At 65.7% G+C, this 20,347-nt stretch carries 17 protein-coding genes and 1 riboswitch; of the genes, 7 read left to right on the top strand and 10 right to left on the bottom strand.

All coding sequences use genetic code 11. From position 1 onward, the window contains the following. Positions 1-4 precede the first annotated feature (4 nt). Entirely contained in the window at positions 5-187 is a 183-nt protein-coding gene (locus ACT6UX_RS02555; protein ID WP_444773563.1) for a hypothetical protein, read from the top strand. A gap of 79 nt (positions 188-266) precedes the next feature. Here the strand turns inward: ACT6UX_RS02555 and ACT6UX_RS02550 are convergent, their stop codons facing one another. Genes ACT6UX_RS02550 through ACT6UX_RS02540 form a run of 3 tightly spaced genes read right to left on the bottom strand, consistent with a single transcriptional unit; the run spans position 267 to position 1,996 of the window. Then, on the bottom strand, positions 267-1,139 hold the full coding sequence (locus tag ACT6UX_RS02550; RefSeq protein ID WP_444773562.1) for a hypothetical protein: 873 nt from the start codon (positions 1,137-1,139) through the stop codon (positions 267-269). Further along, positions 1,136-1,540: a phage holin family protein gene (locus tag ACT6UX_RS02545; RefSeq protein ID WP_444773561.1), complete on the bottom strand. Its 405-nt coding sequence runs from the start codon at positions 1,538-1,540 to the stop codon at positions 1,136-1,138. Before ACT6UX_RS02545 ends, ACT6UX_RS02550 begins: the two co-directional genes overlap by 4 nt. A 9-nt stretch (positions 1,541-1,549) precedes the next feature. Then, on the bottom strand, positions 1,550-1,996 hold the full coding sequence (locus ACT6UX_RS02540) for a hypothetical protein (RefSeq protein ID WP_444773560.1): 447 nt from the start codon (positions 1,994-1,996) through the stop codon (positions 1,550-1,552). 219 nt (positions 1,997-2,215) lie between these two features. On the opposite strand from ACT6UX_RS02540, the gene ACT6UX_RS02535 reads away from it, so the two are divergent. Both ACT6UX_RS02535 and mdoH read left to right on the top strand, forming a co-directional pair. Further along, the gene (locus ACT6UX_RS02535) at positions 2,216-3,721 is read left to right on the top strand and encodes a glucan biosynthesis protein (protein WP_444773559.1); all 1,506 of its coding nucleotides are present in this window, start codon (positions 2,216-2,218) and stop codon (positions 3,719-3,721) included. Then, a complete protein-coding gene (gene mdoH, locus ACT6UX_RS02530; RefSeq protein WP_444773558.1) occupies positions 3,721-5,556 on the top strand; it encodes a glucans biosynthesis glucosyltransferase MdoH in 1,836 nt (611 codons plus the stop codon). The genes ACT6UX_RS02535 and mdoH overlap by 1 nt, the downstream gene beginning before the upstream one ends. On the opposite strand, the gene ACT6UX_RS02525 is transcribed toward mdoH, so the two are convergent. Beyond that, positions 5,549-6,217, bottom strand: a complete 669-nt coding sequence (locus tag ACT6UX_RS02525) for a glutathione S-transferase family protein (RefSeq protein ID WP_444773557.1) — start codon at positions 6,215-6,217, stop codon at positions 5,549-5,551. The genes mdoH and ACT6UX_RS02525 overlap by 8 nt on opposite strands. A gap of 74 nt (positions 6,218-6,291) precedes the next feature. Here ACT6UX_RS02525 and ACT6UX_RS02520 point away from each other — a divergent pair, with 74 nt between their 5' ends. Next, on the top strand, positions 6,292-7,671 hold the full coding sequence (locus ACT6UX_RS02520; RefSeq protein ID WP_444773682.1) for a leucyl aminopeptidase family protein: 1,380 nt from the start codon (positions 6,292-6,294) through the stop codon (positions 7,669-7,671). A gap of 52 nt (positions 7,672-7,723) precedes the next feature. On the opposite strand, the gene ACT6UX_RS02515 is transcribed toward ACT6UX_RS02520, so the two are convergent. The 5 genes from ACT6UX_RS02515 to ACT6UX_RS02495 are packed head-to-tail and all read right to left on the bottom strand — an operon-like array spanning position 7,724 to position 14,359. Next, positions 7,724-8,659, bottom strand: coding sequence for a 2-hydroxyacid dehydrogenase (locus tag ACT6UX_RS02515; protein WP_444773556.1), 936 nt, complete (start codon positions 8,657-8,659; stop codon positions 7,724-7,726). Positions 8,660-8,718: 59 nt separating this feature from the next. Then, positions 8,719-10,353 (bottom strand): ABC transporter ATP-binding protein, encoded by a 1,635-nt coding sequence (locus ACT6UX_RS02510; protein ID WP_444773555.1) that lies wholly within the window; start codon positions 10,351-10,353, stop codon positions 8,719-8,721. Further along, a complete protein-coding gene (locus ACT6UX_RS02505) occupies positions 10,350-11,369 on the bottom strand; it encodes an ABC transporter permease (protein WP_444773554.1) in 1,020 nt (339 codons plus the stop codon). Before ACT6UX_RS02505 ends, ACT6UX_RS02510 begins: the two co-directional genes overlap by 4 nt. Next, positions 11,369-12,466 carry a microcin C ABC transporter permease YejB gene (locus ACT6UX_RS02500; RefSeq protein ID WP_444773553.1) on the bottom strand — a complete coding sequence of 366 codons (1,098 nt, stop codon included), beginning with the start codon at positions 12,464-12,466 and terminating at the stop codon, positions 11,369-11,371. Before ACT6UX_RS02500 ends, ACT6UX_RS02505 begins: the two co-directional genes overlap by 1 nt. 15 nt (positions 12,467-12,481) lie before the next feature. Continuing rightward, positions 12,482-14,359: an extracellular solute-binding protein gene (locus ACT6UX_RS02495; protein ID WP_444773552.1), complete on the bottom strand. Its 1,878-nt coding sequence runs from the start codon at positions 14,357-14,359 to the stop codon at positions 12,482-12,484. 214 nt (positions 14,360-14,573) lie between these two features. Between ACT6UX_RS02495 and ACT6UX_RS02490 the strand changes: the two genes are divergently transcribed. Further along, positions 14,574-15,488, top strand: coding sequence for a glycine reductase (locus tag ACT6UX_RS02490; RefSeq protein ID WP_444773551.1), 915 nt, complete (start codon positions 14,574-14,576; stop codon positions 15,486-15,488). A gap of 11 nt (positions 15,489-15,499) precedes the next feature. Then, positions 15,500-16,693, top strand: a complete 1,194-nt coding sequence (locus tag ACT6UX_RS02485) for a CaiB/BaiF CoA transferase family protein (protein ID WP_444773550.1) — start codon at positions 15,500-15,502, stop codon at positions 16,691-16,693. Between the two features lie 156 nt (positions 16,694-16,849). On the opposite strand, the gene ACT6UX_RS02480 is transcribed toward ACT6UX_RS02485, so the two are convergent. Continuing rightward, complete coding sequence (locus tag ACT6UX_RS02480) at positions 16,850-18,151, bottom strand: OprD family outer membrane porin (protein ID WP_444773549.1); 1,302 nt, start codon at positions 18,149-18,151, stop codon at positions 16,850-16,852. 121 nt (positions 18,152-18,272) lie between these two features. Next, positions 18,273-18,402, top strand: a riboswitch (TPP riboswitch). A gap of 47 nt (positions 18,403-18,449) precedes the next feature. On the opposite strand from ACT6UX_RS02480, the gene thiC reads away from it, so the two are divergent. Then, complete coding sequence (thiC, locus tag ACT6UX_RS02475; RefSeq protein ID WP_444773548.1) at positions 18,450-20,267, top strand: phosphomethylpyrimidine synthase ThiC; 1,818 nt, start codon at positions 18,450-18,452, stop codon at positions 20,265-20,267. Positions 20,268-20,347: the final 80 nt, after the last annotated feature.

The raw sequence follows: 20,347 nt of genomic DNA, 5'->3' as shown, positions 1-20,347 counted from the left end.
CGCCATGACAACAGAAGCAGCCTTCGGCAAGCACATGGTGTGGACGGTGGACCCGCGCACACAGTCTGAAATCGGTATCGGCTATTCGAGCCTGGTCGAGGCCCAGGCAGAGGCCGCGAAGCTCGAACAGGTGGGCTACAAGATCCTTCGGATCACACCGACGACCCTGCCCAAGCCAAATTCCTGAGTTCTAAAAGCTGAATGCACCGACGGCCGCTCCCAAGGGAGCGGCCGTCGTCCGTTCGGCTCGTACCGTGCGTAAAGTGTCAGGCCGGGCGCGGTGAGGTCGGCACCATCGTGTCGACGAGCTTGCCCGCCATGCCTTCGACCTTCTCACCGAGATGCGCGTCGGCGATCTCTTCCGTCACGGTGTCCTTCGCCGTCTCGAGCACTTCGCGCCCCTTGTCGAGGGCCTGCGCTCCGACCTTGCCCAGCACGTTGCGTTCGGCCTGAGAGACCGGCAGGGCCGCGCCGAAGATCGCGCCGAGGGCTGCGCCCATGGCGGCGACGAGGATCGGCTGCTCTTCGAACAGCTTGGACACGGCCTGCCGCGTGTCGGCGGCCAGCTTGGTGGCATCCTCACCGAGGTGCTCCGCGGTGTGCTTGCCGTCTTCCATCATGTGCTTGGCCTGGCCGAGCTGTTCGTCCGCCTTGCCACGCAGCGCATCCGCGGTACCGGCGGCGCGATCCTTCAAGGACGCAGCGGTGTCGGACACCATACCGGCAACCCTGTCGGTCGCACCGGCCACCTTGTCGCTTGCCTGGCCCGCCACGGAGCGAGCGGTGTCGGCGGCGGCCCCGGCTGCATTCTTGACGCTGCCGGCCGCAGCGACGGCGGCGTCGGTACCGACGGCCGTTGCGGCCTTCAGGGCGGAGCTGGCGCTCGACATCACGTCTGCACCCGTCGTGCGCGTGAGCATCATGGTCAGGCCCGCACCGATCAGCAGCGCAGCGCCGGGATTGCCACGCGCCGAGTCAGCCAGGCTCTTCACGACCGACAGGCTGCTGTCGCGCAACACACCGACCAATTCGGCTGACAGTGCCGAACTCGTCACGCCTTCACGCAGCTGGCCGAGAGTATTGGACAGGCCGGCCCGCTGGGCTTCGGCTTCACGTTGCAGTTGGGCGCTCTCTCTCATGTCAGGTTCTCCTTCGCCATGCGAGCATCGCTCTGCAGGGACGTGATCGTACGGGTGGGGGTGGGGTCGACGGCGCCGATGGTCTTCTTGCCGGCGAGAAGCACGACGACGCCGCCGAGGGCAGAACCGCCGGCAACGATGAGAATTGCCAGCGCAGGTGCCACGCCGCCTTCGATGAGGGCGGCAACGACGGCCTGCAGCACGAGAATGACGGCGCCGATGATGAAGATCGTGCCCACCAGCATCATGACGAGGCCGCTGACCACGCTGGTGCGCAGGGCGTCGGCCTTCTCGCCGATCTCGACCCGGGCCAGACGGATCTCCGTCTGGATCAGGTCGGCGCTGCGGCCGAGGGCGTCGGTCACCAGAGTGACGACACCCGGCCTTTCCTGGGTGTTCATGGAAATCTCCTAGACGTCGATGCGGCCGACGTTGGGCTCGTTCGCCCGCGGTCCGGCCGGTTCTGCGGAAGCACCCACCCCCGCCTTCACGATTCGGGCGAGCGCGAAACCCACGATGGCGGAACCCGCCAGCAGGGCGAGCGGCTGGCGCTTGCCGAAATCGGTCGCCATGGTCAGCAGTTCACCTGCCGACTTGTCGCGCAGATCGTCGGCGAGGCGGTCGATGCGCTGTCCGGTCGAGCGCACGTAGTCGGCGACGGCAGGCGACTGCTCTTCCAGCGAACCGGCGAGGGTCGCGGCGGTCTTGCCCAGCGCAGATACGGCGGCGGCGCCGCTCTCGGTCGACCGGCCGGCCAGTTCCTCGGCCTTGCCGGTGAGGGCGGTCTTGATCTCGGATACGGCCGCGCCGAAATCCGGCTTCGCCTTCGTGGATTGATACTGAGAGGTGTCGGACATTGTTGGTTCTCCCTCGACGATCTCGTGGTTGGCAGAACGCCGTGATGGATCGCGCGCTGGCAACGTGCGCTTGGCGATCTTCGTTCCTCAACTTTCGTCATGCCCTGAGCGCGTACAGTGGCGAACGGACCGCGACCTTTCCGACCGGTCGGGCCTAGCGCGGCAACCGCCCGGATCGACGCTGCGTTGCGGCCCGGATTGGTCGGTGTGAGGGATGTCGTGTTTCGATTGGTTACGCTGCTCATCGCTCTGATGATCCCGAGTTTTTCGTCGGCGCACGCGCAGGGCTTCTACGCGCAGGGCTTCTTCGACAAACTGATCGAACGTGCGCGCCTTTCCGCGGGCCAGCCCTACACGAAGGAAGCGCCCATCCCGGATACGGCGAAGCTGGGCTACGACACCTATCGCGGCATTCGCTATCGGCCCGACTCGACTCTGTGGCGCGACGGTGGTGGCGACTTCCGCATCGAGTTCTTTCCGACGGGTTTTCTCTATCAGACGCCCGTGAAGACGTACGTCATCACGCGCAGTGGCACGCCAGAGGCGGCAGGGATGGCGACGGCGTTGTCGGCCTCGCCCGAGATGTTCGATTTCGGCACGGCCAAGCCTCCGGCCCAGGTGGGCTTCGCCGGCTTCAAGGTCACCTACCCGCTGAACGGCGAGAAGCTCGACGAGATCGTCTCCTTCCTGGGCGCCAGTTACTTCCGCCCCATCGGCAAGGGCCAGGCCTATGGCGCGTCGGCGCGTGGACTGGCGATCGACACGGCCCAGCCGCGATCGGAGGAATTTCCCGAGTTTCGTGAATTCTGGCTGGTCGAACCGGCGCCCGGCGACAAGACGCTGACGGTCTACGCCTTGCTCGAATCGCCGGGCGCCAGCGGCGCTTATGCCTTCACCGTGACTCCGGGCGTGCGCACCACGGTCGATGTTGACGCCCGTCTCTTCATGCGCCACGGCGTGTCGATGTTGGGCGTCGCGCCTCTCACCAGCATGTTCCTGTCCGGCAAGTCCGGCCCCTGGCGCGACGACTTTCGACCCGAGGTTCACGATTCCGACGGGCTCGCAATGGTGACCGGCGAGGGCGAGCGGATCTGGCGCCCGCTCGCCAATCCGGGGTCGCTTCAGGTTTCCTCGTTCGTCGACAACAATCCGCGCGGCTTCGGCCTGCAGCAGCGCGAGCGCCGTTTCGATCGTTACCAGGACAGCGTCGCGAAATACCAGACACGTCCCAGCCTGTGGGTCGAACCGAAGGGGGATTGGGGCGAGGGCGAGGTCCGTCTCGTCGAGATCCCGACACCCTCGGAATATCACGACAATATCGTAGCCTTCTGGGTGTCTCGCTGGCCGATCGCCAAGGGCCAGGCACTCGAATACCGCTACCGGCTTTCCGCGCTGAGCGACGAAGCGGCCCTCGCGTCCGATGCGCGCGTGGTGGCAATGCGCCAGGCACCGATCGAAGGCAATACTCGGGCGCGCCGACTTGTCGTGGAGTTCGAGGGCGTCACTTTGCCCAGTCTGGCAGAGGAACGGCTCGTCGAATCCAACGTAGAGGTCAGCGGCGGCAAGCTGTTGCGGACCGAGATTGATCAGCCCCCCGGTTCTTCAAATCGTCGCCTGTTTATCGACGTCGAGCTGGAGGGGAAACGCGCGGCTGATGTGCGGGCTTATCTCACCGTCGACGAGAAGCGGGTGAGCGAGACTTTCGCGAGTCAGGTTCGCCCCTGATGTCAGTTAGCACGTGGAGCACGGCGCCCATGAAAGAGACCGATGCAGTGTGGAACCTCGATCGCCATGCCGGCAGGGCAGGTTGGCGGCGGTTTTCCCTGTTCGTCCTCGTCGGCGTGACGACGGCGGCTGGCCTTCATCTTCTGGCGACGGCGCTGGGACCTCAGGTTCCGTATGGATTGGCCATCGCGCTCATCGCGGTTTTCGCTCTGAGCTTCGGCTGGATATCGCTCTCCTTCTGGACGGCCATCGTCGGTTTCGTGCTGAAGAGCTTCGGCCTGAATCCACTCTCGCTTCGTCGGCGCGGACCAGGGGATGGCGCGGTCGATGGCAGCCTTCCGACGCTGCGCGGACGCACGGCCATTCTGGTGCCCGTCTACAACGAGGCACCCGACGAGGTCTTTGCCCGGCTGGAAGCCACGTGGGTCTCGCTCGAAACCACCGGCCGGTCGCAGGCTTTCGAACTGTTCGTGCTGAGCGACACGACGAACGACGCGATCGCGGCTGAAGAAGAAGTTGGCATCGAGCAGCTTCGCGCGCGTCTGGGCATCGGCGAGCGTCTGCATTGGCGCCGGCGCACCCGGAATGTCGGGCGTAAGGCCGGCAACATCGCCGACTGGCTCGACACCCACGGCGCGCGCTTCGACCACATGATCGTGTTCGATGCCGACAGCCTGATGTCGGGCGATACGATGGTGAAATTGGCCGCGCTGATGGAAGCGAGCCCGCGCACCGGTATCATCCAGACCCATGCGGTGGCGATGGGACGCGAAACCCTGTTCGCGCGCATCCTGCAGTTCTCCTCGCGGGTCTACGGCAGCATGGTCGCGACGGGTCATTCCTTCTGGAACATGGGCGAGGCCAACTACTACGGCCACAATGCGATTATCCGTGTCGCGGCCTTTTCCGCACACTGCCGCCTGCCGGTGCTGAAGGGACGCGCGCCGTTCGGCGGCGAGATCCTGAGCCATGACTTCGTCGAGGCCGCCTTCATCCGCCGAGCCGGCTTCAATGTCTGGAGCCTACCCAACCTGGGCGGCAGCTTCGAGGAGCTGCCCACCAACGTCGTCGATTATGCCGTGCGCGACCGCCGCTGGATGCAGGGCAACCTGCAGCATGCCCGCCTCGTCTTCAGGCGCGGCCTGCACTGGATGAGCCGTCTGCATCTGGTGATGGGCATCATGGGCTATCTCGCCTCGCCGCTCTGGCTGGGATCGCTGCTGCTCAGCGCGGCCATCGTGCTCGAGCACGAGATCGTCGGACCGGTTTATTTCGGCAACGCTCCGTCGCTGTTCCCCAACTGGCCGCAATACAATACCGGCCACGTGCACGCGCTGCTGCTGGTGACCACCCTGCTGCTGTTCCTGCCCAAGCTGCTGGCGCTGGTCCTGTCCCTGCGCGCGCCGGCACCGGCTTACGGCGGACGCCTCGCGCTGACGACCAGCGTGGTGCTGGAGACGCTGTTTTCCGCGCTGCTGGCGCCGGTGATGATGCTTTTCCACTCGCTGTTCATGTTGGGCATCCTGGCCGGTCGCGCCGTCGGCTGGCCGCCGCAGGCGCGGGGCGAGCGCGGCATGCCCTGGGCTCTGGCCCTGGGCAGACACGGCGGGCAGGTCGCGCTGGGCGCGGCCGCCGTCGTGGTGATGGGCTACTGGGCGCCGGCGTTTCTCTACTGGCTGCTGCCGGTGGTCGCTGGCCTGGTGCTCGCGCCGCTGCTTGCGGTCTATTCCAGCCGCCGCGACCTCGGCGTCGCCGCCCGCCGCTGGCGCATGTTCATGACGCCAGAGGAGAAGCTGGATGAACAGGCTTCGCGAGCGCCCGCGTCGACTACTTGAACTCGTATTTGTCGATCAGCCATGGCTCGTGCTCGGCGGCATCGACCCACTCCTTCACGGCAGGATGGCCGAGCACGGCCGTGCAGTAGGCATCGGCGTCGCTGTCGAGAGTGGCGCTGTAGGTCTTGAAGCGAGTCACGACGGGCGCGAACATCGCGTCGGCGGCGCCAAAGGTACCGAACAGGAAGCCGTCGTCCTTCTGGAACGCGCCAGAGAAGCGCTTGCGGCAGTCGCGCCACAGGAAGGTGATCCGCTCGATGTCCGCGCGCACGCCCGGCGTCATCCCCTTGCCGGGCAGGGACGCGCGGATGTTCATCGGCATGTTGTCGCGCAGATCGCTGAAGCTCGAATGCATTTCGGCCGAGATCGAGCGGGCATGAGCGCGCGCGGCGGCCGACGGCGGCCACAGGCCGGCCTCGGGCTTGAGGTCGTTCAGGTATTCGGCGATGGCGAGCGAATCCCAGACGGCCAGGCCGCGATGCAGCAGGACCGGCACGCGCCCGGAGGGTGAGTGCTTGCGGATCGCCGCCTGCGTCTCCGGCCTGTCGAGCGGCACCACGATCTCGTCGAACTCGATGCCGGCGATCCTCGCCATCAGCCAGCCGCGCATCGACCACGACGAGTAGTTCTTGTTGCCGATCACGACGGTGAACTCGGCCATATACGCCCTCCTTGCCAGCCATGCAGTTTGGCCGGCAATGTTAACCATTCTCTATGATGATTGTGAGCATGGCCATGTCGCTGCCGTTCGTCGACCGTTCTTCTTCCTCCTTGCCCCTGCAGTTTGTGGGTCATTCGAAGTGGGGTGCCTGGTTGAAGGCGCAGTCCGCGGTGCAGCGGGGTTGGGTCGAATCGCTCGGTATCTCGGGATCGCCCGGAGATATCGCGGTATTGCCGGGCGACGACGGCAAGGCTTCGGGTGCAGTGTCTGTGATTCCGAACGCGCCGACGCTGTGGGATTTCGGCGCCCTGAGCTCGAAGCTCCCGGTAGGGACCTGGCGGCTCGAGGGCGAGACTGGACCGGTTTCGATGACCGACGTGGTCGTGGCCATCGGACTGGGCGCCTGGACCTTCGATCGCTATCGCGCGACCAAGGCCAAGCCCGGCCCGCGCTTCGTGTGGCCGGCCGATGCCGACAAGAAGCGCGCGACGGCGACCGTCGAGGCGATCTCGATGGCGCGGAACCTCATCACCACGCCGTCTTCCGACATGGGCCCGGCCGAACTGGCGGCGGCGGCGCAGGCTCTCGCCAAGGCGCACAAAGCCAGGATGAAGGTCATCGCGGGCGACGAGCTGCTGAAGCAGAATTATCCGACGATCCATGCGGTCGGCCGGGCATCGGCCCGCGCACCGCGGCTCATCGATCTCACCTGGGGCAAGGCGAGCCACCCCAAGGTGACCTTGGTCGGCAAAGGGGTGTGCTTCGACACCGGTGGCCTCGACCTCAAGCCGGCGGCCGGCATGCTGATGATGAAGAAGGACATGGGCGGCGCGGCGACCGTGCTCGCGGTGGCCTCGATGATCATGGCGACGGGCCTGCCGGTGCGGCTGCGCGTGCTCATCCCGGCGGTCGAGAATTCGGTTTCGGGCAACGCCTTCCGGCCGATGGACGTGATCACGACGCGCAAGGGCATCACCGTCGAGATCGGCAATACCGATGCCGAAGGTCGCCTGATCCTGTGCGATGCCCTGCACGAAGGCGCGTCGGAGAAGCCCGCGATGATGATCGATTGCGCGACCCTCACCGGCGCGGCGCGTGTGGCGCTGGGACCCGATCTGCCGGCGCTGTTCTGCAACGACGACAAGCTCGCGAATTCGCTCGTCGCCGCCGGTGAAGAGGTGACCGATCCGATGTGGCGGATGCCGCTCTTCCCGGCCTACCGCCGGATGCTCGACAGCAAGGTGGCCGACATCAACAACGTCTCGGCCGGCGCCTTCGGTGGCGCGATCACCGCGGCGCTTTATCTCAAGGAGTTCGTGGCCGACGATGTGCCGTGGGCGCATTTCGACATGATGGCTTGGAACAATACCAGCCGGCCGGGCCGGCCCGAGGGCGGCGAAGCCCAGGTCGCCCGCGCGATCTACCGCACGATCGCGGATAGGTTCGGCAAGTAGTCGAGAGGCTTCCGAGCCCAGAAAACAGACGACGGCTTTATCTGGAGGCTGCTCAGTACCCCGTGACCGGATCGACCGTGTTGACCAGCGGTTGGCCCGCCCGCATGCGCTTGATGTTCTCGATCACGCCGGGCGAGGCGGTGCGCGGGTTGGTGGCGCCGGCGATGTGCGGCGTCACCTTGACCTTCGGGTGTGTCCAGTAGGGATGGTTCTCGGGCAGTGGCTCGGTGTTGAACACGTCGAGTGCGGCGCCGGAGAGATGGCCTGAATCGATCGCGGCGAGGAGGTCGTCGTCGATCACGTGTCCGCCGCGGCCCATGTTGATTAGGTAGGCGCCCTTGGGCAGCGCCGCGAACAGCTTGGCGTCGAGCAGGCCCTTGGTGTCGCGCGTGAGCGGCAGCACGTTCACCAGGATGTCGGTGCGGGCGAGGAAGGCCGCCAGCCCGTCGGGGCCGTGGAATGTCTCGACGCCAGGCAGGCTTTTCTGCGTGCGGCTCCAGCCGGCGGTCGGGAAGCCGAGTGCAGCAAACTTCTTCGCCGTGTCCTGGCCGATGGTGCCGAGGCCGGTGATGCCGATGCGGCGATCGATGGTGTCGACGAAGTCCTCGGGCTTCCACCGCTTCGCCCGCTGACTCTCGGCATATTTGTCGATGTCGCGATGGTGACGCAGCGCCCAGTAGATGGCGTATTCGCTCATCTGGCCGACGAGACCGTCGTCCATGATGCGCGTGATCGGCACGCCGGCGGGAAGCTGGTCGTCGGCCAGCAGGTGATCGACACCCATGCCCAGCGACACGATCAGTTGCACGTTGGGGAAGGAAGCGATCAGGCCGCGATCGGGCTTCCAGGCGAGGACGACGTCGATCTCATCCTTGTTGCCGAGATTGTCCCGTGTGCGGAAATCGAGCGGACCGAGGCCCGCTTCGAGGACCTTCTTCCAGAGGATGCCGTCGGTATCGCGGCTGATATAGGCAATAGCGGCGGTCATTCAGTCTTTGTAATGAGGCGGACTCGCCGGGTCGAGCCCCGTTCGCTTTTTCTTGTCGATCAGGAAGCGACGATCCGGCTGTCGCCGCCGATCGCTTCGAGATTGAAGGCCGCGGCGATCAGCGCCTGGGTGTAAGGCGTCTGCGGCGCCTCGAAAATCTGCGTCGCCGGTCCGCGTTCGACCACCTTGCCGTGACGCAGCACCACGACTTCGTCGGCCAGCGCCCGCACGACCTTGAGGTCGTGGCTGATGAAAAGATAGGCAAGCTTGTGCCGCTGCTGGAGGTCACGCAGCAAATCGACGATCTGGGCCTGGACGCTCATGTCGAGCGCCGAGGTCGGCTCGTCGAGCACCATCAGCCGCGGCTTCAGGACCAGGGCGCGGGCGATCGAGATGCGCTGGCGCTGGCCGCCGGAGAATTCGTGCGGATAGCGTTCGCGGCTCGACGGGTCGAGGCCGACTTCGCGCAGGACCTGGTCGATCAGGACGTTGCGCTCCTCCTTCGTGCCGATGCCGTGGACTTCCAGCCCTTCGCCCACGATCTCACCGACCGACATGCGCGGGCTGAGCGAGCTGAACGGATCCTGGAAGACGATCTGCATCTCGCGGCGCATCGGCCGCAGCTCGCGTTGTCCGAGCCCCTGCAGGTCGCGGCCGTCGAACCGGATGCCGCCCTCGCTGCGCTCGAGTCGGAGCAGGGCGAGACCGAGCGTCGTCTTGCCCGATCCCGATTCGCCGACCAGGCCGATCGTGTGGCCCACACGCAGCGCGAGGCTGACCCCGTCGACCGCCTTCACGTGGCCGACCGTCCGGCGCATCACGCCGCGCCGGATCGGAAAGTGCACCTTGAGATCGTCGAGCCGCAGGATCTCGGGCGCGGCGGGATCGGCCGCCGCCGGCCGGCCCTTGGGTTCGGCCGAGAGAAGATGTTGCGTATAGCTGTGCTGCGGCCGGTCGAAGACCTCTTCCACCGGGCCCTGCTCGACGATCCGGCCCTGGGTCATCACGCACACCCGGTCGGCCATCTTGCGCACGATGCCGAGGTCGTGGGTGATGAACAGCAGCGCCATGCCGTAGCGCGCCTGCAGCGATTTCAGCAGTTTCAGGATCTGGGCCTGGATGGTGACGTCGAGCGCCGTCGTGGGCTCGTCCGCGATCAGCAGGTCGGGCTCGTTGGCGAGTGCCATGGCGATCATCACCCTCTGGCGCTGGCCGCCGGAGAGCTGGTGCGGATAGGCGTCGAGCCGGTTGGCGGCATCGGGGATGCCGACCTGTTCGAGCAGTTCGAGCGTGCGCTTGCGCGCCGCCTCGCGCGACAGGCCCTTGTGCAGGATCAAGACCTCGTTCACCTGCCGCTCGATCGTGTGCAGCGGGTTGAGCGAGGTCATCGGCTCCTGGAAGATCATCGAGATCCGGTTGCCGCGCACTGCCAGCAGCTCGCGCGTCGAGGCACCGACCAGCTCCTTGCCCTGGAAGCGGATGCTGCCGGTGGGATGGCTGGCGGACGGATAGGCCAGGAGCTGCAGTACCGACAGCGCCGTCACAGACTTGCCGGAACCCGATTCGCCCACCAGCGCGACGGTTTCGCCGCGCTTGATGTCGAAGCTGACGCCGCGCACCGCGCGTACCGCCTTGTCGCCGGTGCCGAAGTTGACGGAGAGGTCCTTGACCTCGAGCAAGAGGGGGTCGCTCACGCCAGCACCTTGCGCGGGTTGAAGGCGTCGCGCACCGCCTCGCCGATGAACACCAGCAGCGACAGCATCAGCGCGATGACGAAGAAGCCGGTGAAGGCGAGCCACGGGGCGGTGAGGTTGTTCTTGCCCTGCAGCAGCAGCTCGCCGAGCGAGGGCGAGCCCACCGGCAGGCCGAAGCCCAGGAAGTCGAGCGAAGTCAGCGTCGTGACCGAACCCGCCAGGATGAAGGGCAGGAAGGTGAGGCTCGCCGTCATTGCGTTGGGAAGGATGTGCCGGAACATGATGCGCGCATCCATCATACCCAGCGCCCGGGCCGCCCGCACATAGTCGAAGTTGCGGCCGCGCAGGAACTCGGCGCGCACCAGCCCGACCAGCGCCATCCAGCTGAACAGCAGCATGATCCCCAGCAGCACCCAGAAGCCCGGCTGGATGAAGCTCGCCAGGATGATCAGGAGATAGAGGGTCGGCATGCTCGACCAGATTTCGAGGAAACGCTGCATCAGGAGGTCGACCACGCCGCCGAAATAGCCCTGCACCGCGCCGGCGGCGATGCCAATGACCGTGCTGGCCAGGGTGAGGACCAGGCCGAACAGGACGGAGATGCGGAACCCGTAGATGAGACGGGCCATCACGTCGCGGCCGCTGTCGTCGGTACCCAACCAGTGCTGGGGCGAGGGCGGCTGCAGGGTCGTGCGCCCCTCACCCTTCAGCACCGTGTCGTAGCTGTAGGGGATCGGCGGCCAGAGGATCCAGCCCTTGTCCTCGATCAGCTTCTGGACCTCCGGGTCGGAATAGACGGTGTTGGTCGGGAAATCGCCGCCGAACGTCGTCTCGGGATAGTCCCTCACCATCGGCGAGTAGAAGGCGCCATCGTAGCGGATGAGGATCGGCTTGTCGTTGGCCAGCAGCTCGGCGAACAGCGAGACGAAGAACAGCAGCCCGAAGACCGCGAGCGAGATCATGCCGCGCTTGCTGGAGCGGAAGGCCGCGAGCCGGCGACGGTTCATCGGGTTCATCAGGAACGTCCCTCGAAATCGATCCGGGGGTCGACCACGGTGTACATGATGTCGCCCAGGATCCCCATGACGAGGCCGATCAGTCCGAAGAAGTAGAGCGTTCCGAACATGATCGGATAGTCGCGGTTGAGCGCCGCCTCGAAGCCCAGCAGGCCGATGCCGTCGAGCGAGAAGATCACCTCGATCAGCAGCGAGCCGGTGAACAGCACGCCGATGAAGGCGGCGGGAAAGCCCGCGATCACGATCAGCATGGCGTTGCGGAAGACGTGGCCGTAGAGCACGCGGCGCTCGACCAGGCCCTTGGCGCGGGCGGTCAGCACATATTGCTTGTGGATCTCCTCGAGGAAGGAGTTCTTCGTGAGGAAAGTAAGCGTCGCGAAGCCGCCGATCACCATGGCGCCGATCGGCAGGGCCATGTGCCAGAAATAGTCGAGCACCTTGTCGATGGGGCCGAGCGAACTCCAGTCGTCGGAGACGAGGCCGCGCAGGGGGAACCACTTGAAATAGCCGCCGCCAGCGAACAGCACGACGAGCAGGAGCGCGAACAGGAACCCCGGGATGGCGTTCAGCACGATGAGGACGGTCGAGGTCGAGACGTCGAAGCGCGAGCCATCGCGTACCGCCTTGGCGATGCCGAGCGGGATCGACACGAAGTAGATCAGCAGAGTCGTCCAGAGGCCCAGCGAGATCGACACAGGCATTTTGTCGATGATGAGATCGACGACCCGCTTGTTGCGGAAGAAGCTCTCGCCGAAATCGAAGACGAGGTAGTTCTTCATCATCAGCACGAAGCGCTCGCCCATCGGCTTGTCGAAGCCGTACATTTTCTCGATGCGCTCGATCAGGTCGCGCGGCAGGCCGCGGGCGCCGCGATAGGTGCCGCTGCCCGAGTCCTGGCCGCCCTTGCGCAGCGTCTCGCCGCCACTCGAGCTGCCGGAGAAGCGCTCCGTCGCGTCGACCGCCGTGCCCTGGATCTGGGACAGCATCTGCTCCACCGGGCCGCCGGGCGCCGCCTGGATGATGAAGAAGTTGACCACCATGATGCCGAACAGGGTCGGCACCACCAGCATCAGGCGTCGCAGGATATAGGCGATCATGGAGGGGCCGGACGCCTACTTCCTGTCGCGCTGCAGGGCGCGGTCCTTGGCCTCGTCGATCCACCAGGTATCGAAGGCGACCGGGGCGTATTTCGCATTCTTGGCCGGCCGGCCGAACCGGTTCCAGTAGGCGACGTAGGCGGTGTTGCTGTGCCAGTTGGGCACCACGAAGCTGCTCCACAGGAGCACGCGGTCGAGCGCGCGCGTGACGTTGATCAGGCTTTCGCGATCGGGCGCGCCAATCAGGGTCTCGATGAGGGAGTCGATGGCGGCATCCTTGATGCCGATCGTATTGCGACTGCCCTTGCTGTCGGCGGCGTTCGACCCCCAGAAATCGCGTTGCTCGTTGCCCGGGGACAGCGACTGGCCGAAGCCGTCGACCATCATGTCGAAGTCGAACTCGTCCTCGCGTCGTTTGAACTGCGCGGTGTCGACCGTGCGGACGGTCATGTCGATGCCGATGCGCTCGAGGTTCTGCTTGTAGGGAAGAACGACCCTCTCGAAGCTGGCGTCGCCCAGGAGCATCTCGAAGGCGAGCTTCCGGCCCGTCTTCGTCTCTGTCATCTTGCCGTCCTTGATCTCCCAGCCGGCTTCCTTGAGGAGGGCCAGCGCCTTTCGCGCCAGGTCGCGGACATTGCCGGTGCCGTCGGTCTCCGGCAGCTTGAATTCCTTGGTGAAGACTTCCTCGGGGATCTTGCCGCGCAACGGTTCGAGGTACTTCAGCTCGGCAGCGGTCGGCAGGCCCGACGAGGCGAGCTCCGAGTTCCCGAAGAACGAGATGTTCCGCTTGTACATGCCGTAGAACAGGTTCTTGTTCGCCCAGGCGAAGTCGAACATCGTCGAGATCGCCTCGCGCACGCGCTTGTCCTTGAAGTAGTCGCGGCGCGTGTTGAAGGCGAAGCACTGCATGCCGGTCGGCAGCTCATGCGGGATCTCGGCGCGCTGGATGCGGCCGTCGCGCACCGCCGGGATGTCATAGGCGGTCGCCCAGTTGCGCGCGATGTTCTCCTGGCGCATGTCGAGATCGCCAGCCTTGAAGGCCTCGAACTGGACGGTGACGTCGCGATAGTACTCGTAGCGGATCACGTCGAAGTTGTTGCGGCCGCGATTCATCCAGAGATCCTTCGCCCACCAGTCGTCGACCCGGCGATAGGCGATGGAGCGGCCGACATCGAAGGACTCGACCTTGTAGGGGCCGCTGCCGAGCGCCGGCTCGAGCGACACCTTCTCGAAGTCGCGGCTCGCCCACCACTTGGACGGCAGGATCGGGAGCTGGCCGATGATGAGCGGCAGCTCCTTGTTGGTGTCGTCGCGGAAGGTGAACTTCACCTTGCGGTCGCCGACCTTCTCCGCCTTCAGCACGTCGTTGTAATAGAAGGCGTAGTTCGGCAGGCCCTTCGACTTCAGGATGTCGAGCGAGAAGATCACGTCCTCGACCGTGATCGGGCTGCCGTCGTGCCAGCGCGCCTGCGGCCGGAGCGTGAAGGCCGCCCACGACCGGTTCTCGGGCCATTCGATCGTTTCGGCGATCAGCCCGTATTCGGTCGAGGCCTCGTCCCGCGAATTGAAGCACAGCGTGTCCCAGAGCTGGCTGATGCCGGCGGCCGGCACGCTCTTGATGATGAAAGGGTGCAGGGAATCGAAGGTGCCGCGGGCGCCCAGCCGGACGCTGCCGCCCTTAGGCGCGTCCGGATTCACATAGTCGGGCGGGCCGGCATCGGCCTTGTACTTGGGCTCGCCGTGCATGGCGAAACCATGACTGACATGGATCGTGTCCGCCGCAGCCTTGCCGCCCGCAGCGGGAGCCGCCGGGCTCTGGGCCCGCAGAATCGCCGGCGCGCCGACCCAAAGGGCCGCGCCGCCTGCCAATATGCTGCGCCGTTTGATCGCCATGCGGTGCGCTCCCCAGCCTGTCCGGTGTCGTTTCATATATAGCGCGAGGGAGTTGGGCGGCACTATGGCCGGGCGGTTACATCGGGGTCAGGTTTCCCAACGGCTGGAACGTCGGACCTGTCCTGCCTGCCCGACATATCGTCCTGCGAACACCGGCGTCTGCTCGTTTGACTTCGCACGCCCCAGCGCTCAACTTTCTTCCATGACCGACACCATGAATTTCGCGCCTGACTTCGACACGCCCCTCGAATACATGCGCCGCACCCGCGAGTATTACCTCGCCCTGGGGTACGACAATCCCTACCGCTGGGCCCACTATGTCGATGCGCCCTTCACGCCGTTGAAGAAGCCGCTGAAGGACAGCACGGTGACGCTGATCACCACGTCGGCGCCCTATCAGCCCGACAAGGGCGATCAGGGGCCGGGCGCGCTCTACAACGCCGCCGCCAAGTATTACACCGTGCTCTCGGGCGACACGGCGGTCGACCACGACATGCGCATCAGCCACATCGGCTACGATCGCAAGCATACGACGGCGACCGACAGCAACACCTGGTTCCCGCTGCCGCTGATGCGCAAGCTGGCGGGGCAGGGCCGCTTCACGCTGGCCAAGCGCTTCCATGGCGCGCCGACCAATCGCAGCCAGCGCGTCACTCTTGAAACCGATGCGCCCGAGATCCTCGCCCGGTGCCGCGAGGACGGTGTCGATGCGGCGGTGATCGTGCCGAATTGCCCGGTCTGCCACCAGACCTCGACCCTGGTTGCGCGCCATCTCGAGCGCAACGGCATCCCGACGGTCGTCATGGGCTGCGCCAAGGACATCGTCGAGCTGGCCGGCGCGCCGCGCTTCCTGTTCAGCGACTTCCCGCTCGGCAATGCCTGCGGCAAGCCGCACGAGCCCGACACCCAGGCCTTCACGCTCGACCTCGCGCTGCGCGTGCTCGAAAGCGCCATCGGCCCGCGCACCACGGTTCAGTCGCCGCTGCGTTGGACCGAGGATGGCGACTGGAAGAACGACTACAACAATATCTCGCGCATGAGCGCCGAAGAGATCGCCAAGCGGCGGGCCGACTTCGATCAGATCAAGCAGGTCGCCCTCGGCCAGCGCAAGAAGGCCGGCGTCGCCTAAGGATCCGAGTAATGAGCAAGCCGTTCAAGGGCGTAAAGGTCGTCGATTTCACGCGCGTGCTGGCGGGGCCCTACAGCTCCTACCAGCTCGCCCTGCTCGGCGCCGACGTGGTCAAGATCGAGTCGCGCGAAGGCGACGACATGCGCTTCGGCACCCGGTCCAACGACTGGGAGAAGCGGGGCCTGGCGGCTCCCTGGGTCGCGGTGAACGGCAACAAGCGGTCGATCACCCTCGACCTCAAGCAGCCCAAGGCGATCGAGGTCGTGAAGCGTCTGGTCGAGACGGCCGACGTGGTGGTCGAGAATTTCCGGCCGGGCGTGATGGACAAGCTCGGCATCGGCTACGAGACGTTGAAGGCGATCAATCCCAAGCTGATCTACTGCGCCGTGTCGGGTTTCGGTCAGGTGGGCCCGGAGTCCAAGACCGCGGCCTTCGACGGCATGATCCAGGCCATGTCGGGCCTGATGTCGATCACCGGCTTCGAGAATAACGGCCCCACGCGCGTGGGCTTCGCCGGCGCCGACGTGATGTCGGGCGCGACGGCCGCCCTGGGCATCGCCTCGGCGCTGTACCAGCGCACGCACACCGGCAAGGGCCAACTCGTCGACGTCGCCATGATCGACTCGGTGATGGGCTATCTCGCCCAGCAGTTCACCGAGCACATGATGACCGGCCGGGTCCACGGCCAGGCCGCCAACCTGTCGGTGACGCGCAAGCCCACGGGCAATCTCTTCAAGACGAAGGACGGCTGGATCGTACTGGCCGTCATGACCGACCCGCAGTTCAAGCGCCTGATGAAGGTGCTGGGTCGCGAGGAAGTGCTGGACGATCCGCGCTTCGTCGACTGGGCGACGCGCATCGACAACAACATCGCCCTGCACGAGATCGTCGAAGGCGCGATGAAGACCGAGGACTCGGCCGTCTGGATCGAGCGCTTCGCCAAGGCCGACGTGCCGGCCGGCCGCGTCCACAGCATCCCGGAGACGGCACAGCTCGACCTCTTCAAGCACCGCACCGTGCTCCAGACGGTCGAAACCGAGCATGGCCCGATCAAGGTCGTCGGCTCGGGCTTCCGGCTCGAGCATGGCGGCGGCTCGATCGACCGGCCGCCGGCGACGCTCGGCCAGCACACCGACGAGGTGCTGAAGGAAGCCGGCTACTCCGACGCCGACATCGCCGAGATGCGCAGCGCTCTGGTCGTGTAGCGCAAGCCGAGTCGTTTCCTTTTCTTCTGTCATCGCGAGCGGGGAAATCCCCGCTCTGGGGCGAAGCGAAGGATCTCATGCTAGCCACGGAGTCCTGTGGCCGCTCGCTCAGGTTCTTCGCTGCGGACAGAACGACATGAGTGTGGCTGCGCGCCGTCATTGACGCAGGCGCGGGCCCTTCCAGGTCAGCTCGTAGTTCAGCTGCACGCGGTACTCCGTATAGGAGTTGACCGTGTTGTTGAGGTACTGATCGACGAAGGCGACGCGGTTGCGCAGGTTGAACGGCTTCAGCCAGTCGGGCGCATTCGTCATGGCGTCGCCCCTGATGGCCAGCTCGAGATCGTACTCCCAGTTGTTGGAGAGCGACGTGTGAGTCTGGGGATTGACCGAGTTGCCGCCGTAGGTCGCCGTCGCGAGGAAGATCACGCCGGGAAGCCCCGCGCCCTTGAAGTCGTAGCTGGCGCCCGCCGTCACGGCCATCTCGCCGGCCCGGTTGAAATCCAGCGACTGCATCTTGTTGTAGCCGATGAAGATGCCGTAGGGATTGCGCCAGTTCGCCGCCGAGCCGATCTGCGTATAGGACAGGCGGAACGCCATCGGCCCCCAGAAGGCATCCGCGCGGAAGCCGCCCCAGAAGGTGCTGGAGGGCTGGCCGGTCAGGAGGTTGAGGCCGTTGCTGCCCTGCACCGCGAATTGCGCGGCCAGCTGGACGCGGAGATCCTCGTTCACCCTGATCGTGCCGCCGGCGTCGGCGTAGCTCGACCACAGGATGTCCGGGACATAGTAGGTCGAGGCGCGGATCTGCAGGTCGCTCATGCTGCCGTACTTCACGCTGAACAGGCCCATGCCCTTGTTGGCATTCGGCGCGCCGGCGGCCTCGCCCATGTTGATGAAGGCGGAATAGTCGCGCGGCTTCATCGCCGCCACGTAGCCCGCGAAGTAATTGACCGGCCCGACGGCGCCGCGCAGCGCATAGGCTTCGAAGGTCTGGGGAATCTCGCGATCGTCGCGCGGATTCACTTCGAGTTCGTCGAGATACTGCCGGAAGACCGTGACAGTCTGCTTGTTCCAGCGGACCGAGGCGTAGGCCTGGCCGAGGGTAAAGTAGCCATATCCTCCGGGCTTGAGGAGTGACGTCCCGTTCGAGGTGAGGTCTCGACCCTGCGGCGCCCACAGCGGCTGCGTCGTGTAGCCCACGGCGCCGAGCTGTAGCGTGTCGTAGAACCATCCGGTCTGCAGGCCGACCCATCCACCGGTGACGGCGGCGGCCAGGCTGGGCGGCGCATGGTTCTGTCGGTCGAAGAGATAGCTGCGGCTGTGAACGACCGTTGTCGCTTCGTCGTAGAGGAAGCGTTGCAACTCGGCCTTCAGCCCATCTGCGGGCGCCTGTGCAAACGCAGGCGCGGAGAGCAGGAGAAGCCAGCCAGCCGCCGTGGCGAACAGTGTAACCCGCGACATGACCCCCGCCCGTGCGGCGCATAAGCTAAAGGGCAGGGGTTAAGGAATTGCGCAGGTTTGCAGACAGTTTGCGAACGCTCGTGAGCGGCGCTTGTCGTCGGTCCGTGACCGCTCTAGGGTCGCCGTGTCCAAGGGGGGTCCCGACAAGGGGCTGAGATACCGATGGTCGCCAGTCCAACTGGCGTCGGCGCGGTGACCCTTTGAACCTGATCCGGGTCATGCCGGCGAAGGGAATGGATACATCCTTTGCGCGACAACACCGGATCTCCGTCTGCCAACCAGCCACGGGAGATCCATCATGGACACCATCGTCACCACCACCGCCCCGACCGTCACGACCGGGCCGCTGCCTGCATCCCGCAAGGTGTACGCAACGCCCGAGGCCGCGCCCGACCTGCGCGTTCCCCTGCGCGAGATCGAGCTTTCGTCGCCTACCGAGCCGCCCGTGCGCGTCTACGACACGACCGGGCCTTATACCGACACCGAGGTCGCGATTGACGTGCGCAAGGGCCTCGCCCAGACGCGGCGTGCCTGGGTCCTCGAGCGGGGCGGCGTCGAGGACTATGCCGGCCGTACGATCCAGCCGATCGACAACGGCAACGTGAAGGAATCGGTGCTGCGGCCGTTTCCGCATACGCCGCGACCGTTGCGCGGGCTCGACGGCAAGTCGATCACCCAGTTCGAATGGGCGCGGGCGGGGGTCGTTACCAAGGAGATGATCTACGTCGCGGCGCGCGAGAATCTCGGTCGCAAGGCGGTGCTCGACGAGGCCGAGGCGCGGCTGGCGGATGGCGAGAGCTTCGGTGCGGCGCTGCCCGCCTTCATCACGCCGGAGTTCGTGCGCCAGGAAATCGCCTCCGGTCGCGCCATCATCCCGGCCAACATCAACCACACCGAACTCGAGCCGATGATCATCGGCCGGAACTTCCTGGTGAAGATCAACGCCAACATCGGCAACTCCGCCGTTTCCTCGTCGATGGAGGAAGAAGTCGAGAAGATGGTGTGGGCGATCCGCTGGGGCGCCGACACCGTCATGGACCTCTCGACGGGGCGAAACATCCACGACACGCGCGAATGGATCGTGCGCAATGCACCGGTGCCGATCGGCACCGTGCCGATCTACCAGGCGCTGGAGAAGGTGGGCGGCGACCCGACGAAACTGTCCTGGGAAGTCTTCCGCGACACGCTGATCGAACAGGCCGAGCAGGGCGTCGACTACTTCACGATCCATGCCGGCGTGCGTCTCGCGCATGTGCCGCTGACGGCCAGCCGGGTCACCGGCATCGTGAGCCGCGGCGGCTCGATGATGGCGCAATGGTGCCTCACCGAGCATCGCGAGAGCTTCCTCTACGAGCATTTCGGTGACATCTGCGACATCATGCGCAAGTACGACGTCTCCTTCTCGCTGGGCGACGGGCTGCGGCCGGGCTGCAACGCCGACGCCAATGACGCCGCCCAGTTCGCCGAGCTGGAGACTCTGGGCGAGCTCACCAAGGTGGCCTGGGACAAAGGCTGCCAGGTCATGATCGAGGGGCCGGGCCATGTGCCGATGCACAAGATCAAGGCCAACATGGACAAGCAGCTGCGCGAATGCGGCGAGGCGCCATTCTACACGTTGGGGCCGCTCGTCACCGACATCGCGCCCGGCTACGACCACATCACGTCGGGCATCGGCGCCGCGATGATCGGCTGGTTCGGCACGGCGATGCTCTGCTACGTGACGCCCAAGGAGCATCTCGGCCTACCGGATCGAGATGATGTGAAGGTGGGGGTGATCACCTACAAGATAGCGGCCCATGCCGCCGATCTGGCGAAGGGCCATCCCGCTGCCCGCCTGCGCGACGACGCCCTGTCCCGCGCCCGGTTCGACTTCCGCTGGCGCGACCAGTTCAACCTCTCGCTCGATCCCGCCACGGCCGAGAAGTTCCACGACGAGACGATGCCCAAGGAAGCCCACAAGACCGCGCATTTCTGCTCGATGTGCGGTCCGAAGTTCTGCTCGATGCGTATCACCCAGGACATCCGGGACTACGCGAAGAAGGGCATGGACGAGATGAGTGCCAGGTTCCGGGAAGGCGGCGGCAACCTCTACGTCGAGGACAAGCGCGCGGATTGAGGAGACTGTCCGTAGCGCCCGAGGGGTCTTTTCGGCCCCTCGGGCGTTGTCGTCCCGCGTTCGCGGCCTGTCGCCTTGCG

The organism is Reyranella sp., assembly GCF_052439685.1.
GTDB lineage: Bacteria > Pseudomonadota > Alphaproteobacteria > Reyranellales > Reyranellaceae > Reyranella.
Note: the sequence above shows the minus strand (reverse complement) of the source record. Positions and strands in the feature narration are given on the sequence as shown.

Coding starts and splice junctions, on each gene's coding strand:
- ACT6UX_RS02540 (WP_444773560.1), bottom strand. CDS start 1,996: ATGTCCGACACCTCTCAGTATCAATCCACGAAGGCGAAGCCGGATTTC.
- ACT6UX_RS02500 (WP_444773553.1), bottom strand. CDS start 12,466: ATGATCGCCTATATCCTGCGACGCCTGATGCTGGTGGTGCCGACCCTG.
- thiC (WP_444773548.1), top strand. CDS start 18,450: ATGGACACCATCGTCACCACCACCGCCCCGACCGTCACGACCGGGCCG.
- mdoH (WP_444773558.1), top strand. CDS start 3,721: ATGTCAGTTAGCACGTGGAGCACGGCGCCCATGAAAGAGACCGATGCA.
- ACT6UX_RS02485 (WP_444773550.1), top strand. CDS start 15,500: ATGAGCAAGCCGTTCAAGGGCGTAAAGGTCGTCGATTTCACGCGCGTG.
- ACT6UX_RS02490 (WP_444773551.1), top strand. CDS start 14,574: ATGAATTTCGCGCCTGACTTCGACACGCCCCTCGAATACATGCGCCGC.
- ACT6UX_RS02480 (WP_444773549.1), bottom strand. CDS start 18,151: ATGTCGCGGGTTACACTGTTCGCCACGGCGGCTGGCTGGCTTCTCCTG.
- ACT6UX_RS02495 (WP_444773552.1), bottom strand. CDS start 14,359: ATGGCGATCAAACGGCGCAGCATATTGGCAGGCGGCGCGGCCCTTTGG.
- ACT6UX_RS02525 (WP_444773557.1), bottom strand. CDS start 6,217: ATGGCCGAGTTCACCGTCGTGATCGGCAACAAGAACTACTCGTCGTGG.
- ACT6UX_RS02545 (WP_444773561.1), bottom strand. CDS start 1,540: ATGAACACCCAGGAAAGGCCGGGTGTCGTCACTCTGGTGACCGACGCC.
- ACT6UX_RS02555 (WP_444773563.1), top strand. CDS start 5: ATGACAACAGAAGCAGCCTTCGGCAAGCACATGGTGTGGACGGTGGAC.
- ACT6UX_RS02520 (WP_444773682.1), top strand. CDS start 6,292: ATGTCGCTGCCGTTCGTCGACCGTTCTTCTTCCTCCTTGCCCCTGCAG.
- ACT6UX_RS02515 (WP_444773556.1), bottom strand. CDS start 8,659: ATGACCGCCGCTATTGCCTATATCAGCCGCGATACCGACGGCATCCTC.
- ACT6UX_RS02505 (WP_444773554.1), bottom strand. CDS start 11,369: ATGAACCCGATGAACCGTCGCCGGCTCGCGGCCTTCCGCTCCAGCAAG.
- ACT6UX_RS02550 (WP_444773562.1), bottom strand. CDS start 1,139: ATGAGAGAGAGCGCCCAACTGCAACGTGAAGCCGAAGCCCAGCGGGCC.